This window comes from Jiangella aurantiaca (genome assembly GCF_004349105.1).
Lineage (GTDB): Bacteria > Actinomycetota > Actinomycetes > Jiangellales > Jiangellaceae > Jiangella > Jiangella aurantiaca.
Genome location: NZ_SMLB01000007.1, coordinates 16,040 through 27,151 on the forward strand (window position 1 = coordinate 16,040; position 11,112 = coordinate 27,151).

Here is an 11,112-nt window from a genome sequence, read left to right on the forward strand (position 1 = left end):
GGAGCCTGTCGATGTCCGACGCGTGGTTGGTGGTCGGGCTGGGCAACCCCGGCCCGACGTACGCCGGCACCCGGCACAACGCCGGGGCCATGGTGGTCGACCTGCTCGCCGAGCGGGCCGGTGCACCGCTGAAGTCGCAGCGCAGGCTCCGGGCCGACGTCGCCGAGGTCCGGCTCGGCGGCGTGCCCGGCGTGCGCGCCGTCCTGGCCAAGCCGCGCACGTACATGAACGAGTCCGGCGGGCCGGTGGCGCTGCTCGCCGACTTCTACAAGATCGCCCCCGACCACCTGCTGGTGGTGCACGATGAGCTGGATCTGCCGTTCGGCACCATCCGGCTGAAGCTCGGCGGGGGTGACAACGGTCACAATGGGCTGCGCTCGGTGCGCGCCCGCATCGGCACCGGCGACTACTGCCGGCTGCGGTTCGGCATCGGCCGGCCGCCCGGGCGCATGGACCCGGCCGCGTACGTGCTGAAGCCCTTCTCCACTGTTGAGAAGCGCGACATCGAGCTCGAGGTCGACCGTGCCGCCGATGCCGCCGAGGCCGTCGTGGTGGACGGCTTGACATACGCTCAAAATCACTACAACGCGTGAACCGCGCGGCCGGCGCCGGCTCGGCGCACCGCACGTTCCGAAATCATCGCGTTCGACTGGTCCCATTCCGCCCAATCAGCGTATAGTCCGTCCCAGTTCGTCGGCTTGGTGATGAGCCGGTGGGGGGAATCGGAGCCTTGGGGGGGCCATGGCTACGGTCGGTTTGTCGTCGGCTGGTGTGCGCGCACATGCAGGGAAGAGGCCATCGCATTTCGATGGTGAGAATCGCGGCGCGCATTCTCAGCCCGTCAATCGTCCTTTTCGTTATCGTCGCGCCACAGCGGCGGGTGATCTGCTGATCGCAGCCGCTGCCGCTGGTGCGTCCTGGGCACTCAGTCGGGAGAACGTCGACGTCGCGATCGCCCTCAACGCGATCGCGGTCGGCTGGCCGCTCGTCCTGACCGCCGGCAGCGGTCGGCCGGACCGGCTGTTCGGGGTCAGGAACACCTATCGCGACGTGTTGCAGGCGCTCGCCGGGCTCCTCTCGGTCGCCGCGATCGTCAGCGCGCTGCTGTCCGTGCCGCTGTTGGGCCCGGCGTTCCTCGTGACGGCCGCCGTGCTGACGGCGGGCTCGGTCGTCGTGCGCCTACTGGTCCGGCGAAGGCTGGGGCGGCTGAGGACCATGGGCCGGGCCACCCGGCGCACGCTGGTCGTAGGCCCGGCGGCCGGCGTCGCCGCCACGCTCGACCGCTTCACGCAGGACGGCGAACACCCGCTCAGCGTCGTCGCCGCCTGCATCGAGGACGACGGCACCGCACCGCCGGCGTCGATCCCGGTCGTCGGCACCATCGACCGCGGCCTGCCCGGCCGCGACGACGCGCTGCGCGACGAGGAGATGGTCCAGGCGGTCCGGCTCGCCGCCCAGCGGGTCCGCGCCCGTGCCGTCTGTGTCACGGCTGGCTCGGAGTTCGCCGGCGACCGGCTGCGGGCGCTGACGTGGATGCTGGGTGACCTGAACATCGACCTCGTGACCGACCTGGGGCTGTCCGACGTCGCCGCGCACCGCATGGGGCTGGGGAGCATGGGCTCGAGCGTGCTGCTGCACATCAAGCAGGCCCGCCCGACCAGGCTCCGGCTGCTGGCGAAGGTGGTCACCGACCGCGTGCTCGCGACGATGATCCTGCTGCTGATCTCGCCGCTGCTGCTGGGCATCGGCCTGGCCGTCAAGCTGACCGACTCGGGCCCGGCCATCTACCGGCAGGTCCGCGTCGGCCGCGACGGGCTGTTCTTCACCATGTTCAAGTTCCGCACGATGTACGTCGACGCCGACCTGCGCCGTGCGGAGCTGCTCGACTCGGGCGACAACGACGGCCTGATGTTCAAGATGCGGGAGGACCCGCGGGTCACGCGGATCGGCCGCGTGCTCCGCAAGTACTCCCTCGACGAGCTGCCGCAGCTGGTCAACGTCCTGCGCGGGGAGATGTCGCTGGTGGGGCCGCGGCCCGCGCTGCCCGAGGAGGTGGCGGCGTACGACAGCACGGCGCGCCGCCGGCTGGTCGCGATCCCCGGCATGACCGGGTTGTGGCAGGTCAGCGGGCGGTCCAACCTCTCCTGGAACGAGACGGTGCGGCTGGACCTGCGCTATGTCGACAACTGGTCGTACGGTCACGACCTGCAGCTGCTGGGCCGGACGGCGAGCGTGGTGGTGCGCAGTACCGGCGCCTACTGATCCCTCGGTCCTGGACGAGCCGCCGGCCGCTCGCTGGTGCCGTCCTGACAGCCGGCGAGGGGAGTCAGGGGTGGCGACGTGGCTGGTCACCGGTGCCGACGGCGTACTCGGCCGCGATCTGGTGACCATGCTGCGAGCGGTGCGTGAACGGGTCATCCCGGTCACCCGTGCCGTCCTCGACCTCACAGACCGGAACGCCGTCGAGGCGGCGGTCACCACCATCGCGCGCATCGGCGCTCGCGGCGGCTCGATCGTCGTGAACCTCGACACCTGGGCCGACGTCGACGCGGCCGAGGTCGACGAGGGCGGAGCCCGCGCCGTCAACGTGCTCGGCGTGGCCAACCTCGCCCGCGCCTGCGCACGCGGCGACCTGCGGCTCATCCATCTGTCCACGAGCTACGTCCACGACGGCGGCAGCGCTGAGCCGTACACCGAGGACGACCCGGTCGCACCGGCGACCGCCTATGGGCGCACGATGGCGGCGGGCGAGTGCGCCGTGCTGGAGGAGCTGCCGGACACAGGGGTGGTGCTGCGGACCGGCTGGCTGTACGGCGAGTACGGCCGCAGCTTCGTCCGAACGCTTGTGGCCGCGGCGGCGGAGCGCGAGTACGTCGACGTCATCGACGACCAGTGGGGTCAGCCGACGTGGACGCTCGACGTTGCCGACCGCATCGTCGACATCGGCCGGTCCGCGGGAATGTCCGGGATCCTGCATGCGGTCAACTCCGGCGCCACGACGTGGTTCGGGCTGGCCCGCGCCGTCTTCGCCGAGCTCGGGCTCGACCCGGAGCGGGTGCGTCCGATCTCCGCGGGTCAGCTGCCGCGGATCGTGCCGCGCCCGGCCCGCTCGGTCATGTCGCAGGAGCGGTGGACGCGGTTCGGGCTGGCGCCGCTTCGGCCGTGGCGCGAGGCGCTGCGGGCGGCCGCACCCAGCGTCCTCGGTGTCGAGTGATGCGAGCCTTCGCAGGGGTGACCGGATACTGGACGCAGCGTCTCGGATAATGGGCGAGGGCGTGATCCGGGGTGGGTTCGCCCTAGGCTGGGTCGTTCGAGACCGGCTTCGAGGAGTTCCGTGGCATCTACTGACGCGATCCTGGCCGCCCGCCTCGCGACCGAGGCGGGCGCGCTGCTGCTCGCGCTGCGCCGCGACCACGATCCGGCAACGGGCACTCAGGCGCTGCGCGATGCGGGGGATCGCGCAGCCCAACGACTTCTAGCCGCCGCGCTGGCCGAGCAGCGTCCCGGCGACGCCGTCCTCAGTGAGGAGGCGCCCGACACCGCGGCCCGGCTCGACGCGCGGCGGGTCTGGATCATCGACCCCCTCGACGGCACCCGCGAGTTCGGCGACGGCCGCGACGACTGGGCGGTGCACGTGGCGCTGTGGAAGGACGGCGAGCTGACTGCCGGCGCCGTCGCGCTGCCCGGCATCGGCACCACGCTCACCAGTGACCCCGCCGCCGTCGTGCCGGACCATATCCCCGCCGCGCCGCCGCGCATCGCCGTCAGCCGCAGCCGTCCGCCCGCCGCTGCGCAGCGGGCCGTCGCCGCCCTGGGCGCAGAGCTGGTCCCTATCGGCTCGGCCGGGTTCAAGGTCGCCGCCGTCGTCCGCGGCGAGGCCGACGCCTACGTGCATGCCGGCGGCCAGTACGAGTGGGACTCCGCCGCGCCGGTGGCCGTCGCCCGCGCCGCCGGGCTGCACGCCAGCCGGCTCGACGGCTCGCCGCTGGTGTACAACCAGGCCGACCCGTACCTGCCCGACCTGCTCGTCGCCCGCCCGGAGCTCGCCGACGCGCTCCTGGCGGCCGTCGCCGGCCCCGAACAACCCGTGAGGTCCGCGTCATGACGATCCACGAGTACCAGCTCTCGCAGCTCGACTACCTCGAGGCCGAGGCGGTGCACGTCTTCCGCGAGGTGGCGGCCGAGCTGGAGCGGCCGGTGCTGCTGTTCTCCGGCGGCAAGGATTCCATCGTCATGCTACGGCTGGCCGAGAAGGCGTTCTGGCCGGCGCCGATGCCGTTCCCCGTCATGCACGTCGACACTGGGCACAACTTCCCCGAGGTCCTGGAGTTCCGTGACCGCCGAGTCGCCGAGCTGGGCGTCAACCTCGTCGTCGCGTCGGTGCCCGACGCCATCGAGCGCGGGCTGGTGGCCGAGGAGCCGAACGGCTCGCGCAACCGCATCCAGACCCCGGTGCTGCTCGAGGCGGTCGAGAAGCACCGGTTCACCGCGCTGTTCGGCGGCGCCCGCCGCGACGAGGAGAAGGCCCGGGCCAAGGAGCGGGTGTTCTCCTTCCGCGACGACTTCGGCCAGTGGGACCCGAAGAACCAGCGCCCGGAGCTGTGGAACCTGTACAACGGCCGCATCCACCTGGGCGAGAGCATCCGGGTGTTCCCGCTGTCGAACTGGACCGAGCTCGACGTCTGGCACTATATCCAGCGCGAGGAGATCGCTGTCCCGTCCATCTACTATGCGCACGACCGCGAGGTGTTCGAGCGCGACGGCATGCTGTTCGCCGACAACGAGTTCTGCCGCCCGCGCGAGGGCGAGCCGACGTTCGTCGCGAAGGTCCGTTACCGCACCGTCGGCGACGCCTCGCTGACCGCCGCGGTGCGCTCCGACGCCGACACCGTCGAGAAGGTGATCGAGGAGATCGCCGCCACCCGGCTCACCGAGCGTGGCGCCACCCGCGGCGATGACCGCGTCAGCGAGGCCGCGATGGAGGACCGGAAGAAGGAAGGCTACTTCTGAGATGGATCTGCTCAGGTTCGCCACCGCCGGCTCCGTCGATGACGGCAAGAGCACGCTGATCGGCCGGCTGCTGTTCGACTCGAAGGCGATCTTCACCGACCAGCTGGAGAGTGTCGAGCGCACCAGCCAGCAGCGCGGCGACGAGTACACCGACCTGTCGCTGCTGACCGACGGCTTGCGCGCCGAGCGCGAGCAGGGCATCACCATCGACGTGGCGTACCGCTACTTCGCGACGCCGCGGCGCAAGTTCATCATCGCCGACACCCCGGGGCACATCCAGTACACCCGCAACATGGTCACCGGCGCGTCCACCGCCGACCTCGCCATCGTGCTGGTCGACGCGCGCAAGGGGATGGTCGAGCAGAGCCGCCGGCACGCGTTCATCGTGTCGCTGCTGCGGGTGCCGCACCTGGTGCTCGCGGTGAACAAGATGGACCTCGTCGACTGGTCGCAGGAGGTGTTCGAGTCCATCGAGCACGAGTTCTCCTCGTTCGCGGCCAAGCTCGACGTGCCCGACCTCACCGTCGTCCCGATCTCCGCGCTGCACGGCGACAACATCGTCAGCCGCTCGCCGAACATGCCGTGGTACGAGGGGCCGTCGCTGCTGCACCACCTCGAGCACGTGCACATCGCCAGCGACCGCAACCTCGTCGACGTCCGGTTCCCGGTGCAGTACGTCATCCGGCCGCAGTCGCTGCAGCGCACCGACTACCGCGCCTACGCCGGGCAGGTCGCCGGCGGCGTCCTCAAGGCCGGCGACGAAGTCATGGTGCTGCCGAGCGGGTTCACCACCCGGATCGCCAGCATCGACACCGCCGACGGCCCGGTCGGCGAGGCGTTCGCGCCGATGTCGGTGACCATCCGGCTCGAGGACGAGATCGACATCTCGCGCGGCGACATGATCTGCCGGCCGCACAACCAGCCGGCCGTCGCACAGGACATCGACGCCATGGTCTGCTGGATGGCCGAGACGCCGCTGGTGCCGGGCCAGAAGCTGGCGCTCAAGCACACGACGCGGTCAGCGCGGGCGCTGGTCAAGGAGCTGCAGTACCGCCTCGACGTCAACTCGCTGCACCGCGACGACACCGCGACGCAGCTCGGCCTCAACGACATCGGCCGGGTGCGGCTACGCACCACCGTCCCGCTGCTCGCCGACGAGTACCGCCGCAACCGGCTGACCGGCGGGTTCATCCTCATCGACGAAGCGACCAATCGCACCGTCGGCGCCGGTATGATCACTTCTGCGTCGTGAGTGTGGGATCGTTCGTTCCAGGGGATGCGGGACCGTCCCGTTAAGGCTATGCTCGATTCGATTCGCGAGTCGTGGGGGGCTACGGCACGCGTGTGGTGATTCGCCCGGGGGGGCCGAGAAATGCGGGTGCGCCGAAACGCGTCCTTTTCGCGTTGGTCGATGGTTGGCGCGGTTCTGATCGCCATCATCGGTTCCGCTCTGGTGCCGGTCGCGGCGAATGCGATCGTCGATCCGTGCGGTCCGGGCGGCAATCCGATCGTCTGCGAGAATTCGAAGCCGGGTGCCGATCCCGATGAATGGGAGATCGACGGCGCCGGCGACGCGAGCATTCAGGGCTTCGCCACCGACATCAGCGTCAACGTGGGCCAGCGCATCGACTTCAAGATCGACACCGACGCGCGGGCGTACACCATCGACATCTACCGGACCGGGTACTACAACGGCGACGGCGCCCGCTGGATCACCAGGGTGAACCCGTCGGCGCCGCTGCCGCAGCTCCAGCCCGAGTGCATGCGTGAAGTGACGACGGAGCTGTACGACTGCGGCAACTGGGGCGTGTCGGCGTCGTGGAACGTGCCGTCCACGGCGGTGTCGGGGGTTTACATCGCCCGGCTGAACCGCCCCGACCGCGACGAGTCGAGCCACATCACGTTCATCGTGCGCAACGACGCCAGCACCTCGGACATCGTCTTCCAGACCTCCGACACCACCTGGCAGGCGTACAACTCCTACGGCGGCTCGGACTTCTACCGCGGCGGCGCGAACGGCCGCGCGTACAAGATCAGCTACAACCGCCCGTTCGCCACGCGCGGCGGCATCGAGGCTCGCGACTTCTACTTCGGCGCCGAGTACCCGATGGTCCGCTTCCTCGAGCAGAACGGCTACGACGTCAGCTACATCGCCGGCGTCGACACCGACCGCCGAGGCAACCTGTTGACCAACCACGACGTCTTCCTGTCGGTGGGGCACGACGAGTACTGGTCCGGCCGGCAGCGCGCGAACGTCGAGGCGGCCCGCGACGCCGGGGTCAACCTGGCGTTCTTCAGTGGCAACGAGATGTACTGGCGCACGCGGTGGGAGCCGTCGATCGCCGGCCCGGCCACGAACCACCGGACGCTGGTGTCGTACAAGGAGACCTGGAGCTACGCCAAGATCGACCCGGTGGCGACGGAGTGGACCGGCACCTTCCGCGACCCGCGGTACGCGGCACCGTCGACGGGTGCCGGCCGCCCCGAGAACGCCACCACCGGCACCGCGTACATGGTCAACTACTCCGACCTCCCGGTCACGGTGAACTCCGCCGAGGGCAAGCTGCGGCTGTGGCGCAACACCGGCCTCAACTCCCTGCCGTCCGGCACGAAGGTGGAACTGGCGCCCAGCACTGTCGGGTACGAGTCGAACGAGGACCTCGACAACGGATTCCGGCCCGAGGGCCTCATCCGCATGTCGACGACAGTCGGACCGGTCACGGAGTACCTGCAGGACTTCGGCAACCGCGTCGCCCCGGGGAATACCACCCACCACATCACGCTGTACAAAGCGCCCAGTGGCGCGCTGGTGTTCTCGGCCGGGTCGGTGCAGTGGTCCTGGGGCCTCGACGCCGTCCACGACGGCAGCGGCGGGCCCGCGGACAGGCGGATGCGTCAGGCGACGGTGAACCTGCTGGCCGACATGGATGCGTTGCCGTCCTCGCTGGACCCGACGCTGACCCTGGCCACGAAGTCGACCGACGTCATCGCTCCGACGGCCACGATCAGTTCGCCGGCGGCCGGCGCCCAGCTCGCCAACGGGACCACCGTCACGGTCACCGGGACGGCGGCCGACATCGGCGGGGTGGTGGCCGGGGTCGAGGTGTCGACCGACGGCGGCAAGACGTGGCACCCGGCCACCGGCACGACGAGCTGGTCGTACAGCCACGTGCAGCACGGCGCCGGTGCCGGCGACATCCGGGCACGCGCCATCGACGACAGCGCGAACATCGGGACCGCTGCGACCCGCGCCGTCCAGGTCAACTGCCCGTGCTCCATCTACGGGTCCACCACACCTCCGATCCAGAGCACCGACGACGGCTCGGCCGTCGAGCTGGGGCTGCGGTTCACACCGACCACTGACGGCTACGTCACCGGCGTCCGGTTCTACAAGGGTCAGGGCAACACCGGCACCCACGTCGGATCGCTGTGGAGCGCGACCGGCGAACGGCTGCGCAGCGTGACGTTCGCCAACGAGACCGCGGCCGGGTGGCAGCTGGCGCGGTTCAGCCGGCCGGTGGCCGTCACCGCGGGGCAGACGTACGTCGTGTCCTATACCGCTCCGGTCGGCCGCTACGCGAGCCAGCCGCACGCGTTCTCGGCGCGCAGCCTCGAGGCCGACCCGCTGCGGGTCGCCGGCGGCTTCGGCGCCGCTCCGGCGGGCGTCTTCGGCGCTCCCGCCACGTTCCCGGCGCAGAGCTGGAACAACACCTCCTACTTCGTCGACGTCGAGTTCTCGCTGGTCGACAACTCGCCGCTGGAGGTCTTCGACCACTGGCCGCTGGTCGACGCCAGCAGCGTGCCGCAGAACACTGTCGTCAAGGCGTCGTTCTCGAAGATCGTCACGCCGTCGTCTGTCGCCGTGCGGGTCGAGGACGCTCTGGGCAACCAGGTCGCGGGCAGCACGTCCTACGACTCCGCCACTCGGACGGTGACCTTCGATCCCACAGCCGACCTCGAGGGCTTCGTCGAGTACACCGTCACGGTGACGGCGAACGAGCCGGTCGCCGCGGGCGGCAGCTGGTCGTTCCGCACTGCGCGGCCGCCGTCGGCGCCGGGGGTGTGCCCGTGCGGGCTCTACGAGGAGACCGAGGTGCCCGAGATCCTCGAGGTCAACGACCCCGGTCCTGTCACGCTCGGCGTCCGCTTCACGCCGACTCGCGACGGCGACGTCACCGGCGTGCAGTTCTACAAGGGTCCGAACAACACCGGCACGCACGTCGGCACGCTGTGGGGGCCGGACGGCGCCCAGCTCGGCTCGGTGACGTTCACCGACGAGTCCGGCAGCGGCTGGCAGGAAGCCACCTTCTCCCAGCCGATCCGGGTCCTCAAAGACCAGCTGTACACGGTGGCCTACCGCGCCCCCAACGGCCGCTACTCCGCCACGCTCGACGCGTTCACGACGCAAGGGCGCGACCGGACGCCGCTGATCGCACCGGTGCGCGCAGGCGCCTACACCTACGGCACCGGTTTCCCGAACGAAACGTGGACCAGCGCCTACCTCGTCGACGTCGTGTTCGAACCGACCCCGACGGTGCCGACGGTGACCCAGCACCTGCCGGCGAGCGGCTCGGTGGGCGTCGCGACGGACACCAACGTGGGCGTGACCTGGACCGAGCCGCTGGACACCACCGGCACGCTCACCGTCACGTCCGCGAGCGGGCAGACGGTCGCGGGCACGACCACCCGGTCCGCCGACAACCTCACCGTCACGTTCGACCCGACGTCGCCACTGGCGGCCGGGCAGACGTACACCGCGCGGCACAGCGGCGCCCGGACCGTCGAGGGCGCCACCGTGCCCACGTCGACGTGGACGTTCTCGACGATGCCCGCGGACGGCGGCTGCCCGTGCACGCTGCTCGGCAGCCAGACGCCGGCGGTGCCCAGCGCCCCGGACGGCGCGCCGGTCGAGCTCGGCACGGCGTTCATACCGTCCCGCGACGGTGTGGTCACCGCCGTCCGGTTCTACAAGGGCCAGGGCAACACCGGCACGCACACCGGGTCGCTGTGGAACACGAACGGCGAGCGGATCGCGCAGGTGACGTTCACCGACGAGACGGCGGTCGGCTGGCAGACCGCGACGTTCGCCCAGCCGGTCGACGTCGATGCGGGCACCACCTACATCGTCTCCTACTTCGCACCGCGCGGCCGGTACGCTGCCGACGGCAAGTACTTCGTCAACGCCCGCACCAGCGGCCCGCTGACCGCCCCGGCCGGCGACAACGGCAGGTACCGCTACGACGGCGGCTTCCCGCAGTTCTCCTACGAACAGACGAACTACTACGTCGACGTCGTCTTCGTCCCCGACGCCGCGCTGGTCACGGGGCACACGCCGGCCGATGGCGCGACCGGCGTGCCGGTCACGACGACCGTCTCGGCGAAGCTGCACGAGTCGGTGTCCGGAACGCCCACGCTGACGCTGACCGGACCGGGTGGGCCGATCGCGGGCCAGAGCTCCTATTCGGCCACGACCCGCACGGTGACGTTCACGCCCAGCGCCCCGCTGCCGTACGAGACGGAGTTGACCGCGGTGGTGTCGATCGATGGCACCCCGGTCGGCGACGGCACGTGGAGCTTCACCACCGTCGAGGCACCACCCGACGCCAACGGCTGTCCCTGCAGCCTGTGGAGCGATACCGACACGCCCGCCACCGCGAACTGGAACGATCCCGACGCCGTGCAGGTGGGCGTCCGGGTGACCCCGGCCGCCGACGGCGTCATCACCGGGATCCGGTTCTACAAAGGCCCGCAGAACACCGGCACCCACACCGGCTACCTGTGGTCGTCGTCGGGGCAGAAGCTCGGCGAGGTGGTGTTCGGGAACGAGACGGCGTCGGGCTGGCAGACGGTGCGGTTCGCGACGCCGATCGACGTGACGGCCGGCGAGACGTACGTGGCGTCCTACTACACCACCGTCGGGCGGTACGCCGTGACCGCCAACGGCCTGGCCGACCCGATCACGCGCGGGCCACTCTCGGTGCCGGCGAACGGCGGCGCCTACATCTACGGCACGGGCTTCCCGTCAGCGACGGCGCCGCACAACTTCTGGGTCGACGTGATCTTCAGATCGGATTCGTGAGACAGAAAGTCCTTGGGGGGAAA

7 protein-coding genes are annotated in these 11,112 nt (G+C 70.5%); all 7 read left to right on the top strand.

The window, feature by feature from the left end; translation table 11 throughout:
• Positions 1-11 precede the first annotated feature (11 nt).
• The 7 genes from pth (at position 12) to E1262_RS07290 (ending at position 11,089) form a co-directional block, all read left to right on the top strand.
• Positions 12-593 (top strand): aminoacyl-tRNA hydrolase, encoded by a 582-nt coding sequence (pth, locus tag E1262_RS07260; protein ID WP_132102476.1) that lies wholly within the window; start codon positions 12-14, stop codon positions 591-593.
• Between the two features lie 148 nt (positions 594-741).
• Positions 742-2,262, top strand: a complete 1,521-nt coding sequence (locus E1262_RS07265; RefSeq protein WP_132102477.1) for an exopolysaccharide biosynthesis polyprenyl glycosylphosphotransferase — start codon at positions 742-744, stop codon at positions 2,260-2,262.
• Positions 2,263-2,332: 70 nt separating this feature from the next.
• Positions 2,333-3,214 (top strand): dTDP-4-dehydrorhamnose reductase, encoded by an 882-nt coding sequence (gene rfbD, locus E1262_RS07270; protein ID WP_132102478.1) that lies wholly within the window; start codon positions 2,333-2,335, stop codon positions 3,212-3,214.
• Between the two features lie 120 nt (positions 3,215-3,334).
• Positions 3,335-4,105 (top strand): 3'(2'),5'-bisphosphate nucleotidase CysQ, encoded by a 771-nt coding sequence (locus tag E1262_RS07275; RefSeq protein ID WP_132102479.1) that lies wholly within the window; start codon positions 3,335-3,337, stop codon positions 4,103-4,105.
• A complete protein-coding gene (cysD, locus tag E1262_RS07280; protein WP_132102480.1) occupies positions 4,102-5,010 on the top strand; it encodes a sulfate adenylyltransferase subunit CysD in 909 nt (302 codons plus the stop codon). Before E1262_RS07275 ends, cysD begins: the two co-directional genes overlap by 4 nt.
• Before the next feature lies 1 nt (position 5,011).
• Positions 5,012-6,262, top strand: a complete 1,251-nt coding sequence (gene cysN, locus E1262_RS07285) for a sulfate adenylyltransferase subunit CysN (RefSeq protein ID WP_203453649.1) — start codon at positions 5,012-5,014, stop codon at positions 6,260-6,262.
• 159 nt (positions 6,263-6,421) lie between these two features.
• The gene (locus tag E1262_RS07290) at positions 6,422-11,089 is read left to right on the top strand and encodes a DUF4082 domain-containing protein (RefSeq protein WP_162605809.1); all 4,668 of its coding nucleotides are present in this window, start codon (positions 6,422-6,424) and stop codon (positions 11,087-11,089) included.
• Positions 11,090-11,112: the final 23 nt, after the last annotated feature.

Bases quoted from the DNA above. Each gene is read 5' to 3' on its own strand.
- pth (WP_132102476.1), top strand. From the start codon at position 12: ATGTCCGACGCGTGGTTGGTGGTCGGGCTGGGCAACCCCGGCCCGACG.
- E1262_RS07265 (WP_132102477.1), top strand. From the start codon at position 742: ATGGCTACGGTCGGTTTGTCGTCGGCTGGTGTGCGCGCACATGCAGGG.
- cysD (WP_132102480.1), top strand. From the start codon at position 4,102: ATGACGATCCACGAGTACCAGCTCTCGCAGCTCGACTACCTCGAGGCC.
- cysN (WP_203453649.1), top strand. From the start codon at position 5,012: ATGGATCTGCTCAGGTTCGCCACCGCCGGCTCCGTCGATGACGGCAAG.
- E1262_RS07290 (WP_162605809.1), top strand. From the start codon at position 6,422: ATGGTTGGCGCGGTTCTGATCGCCATCATCGGTTCCGCTCTGGTGCCG.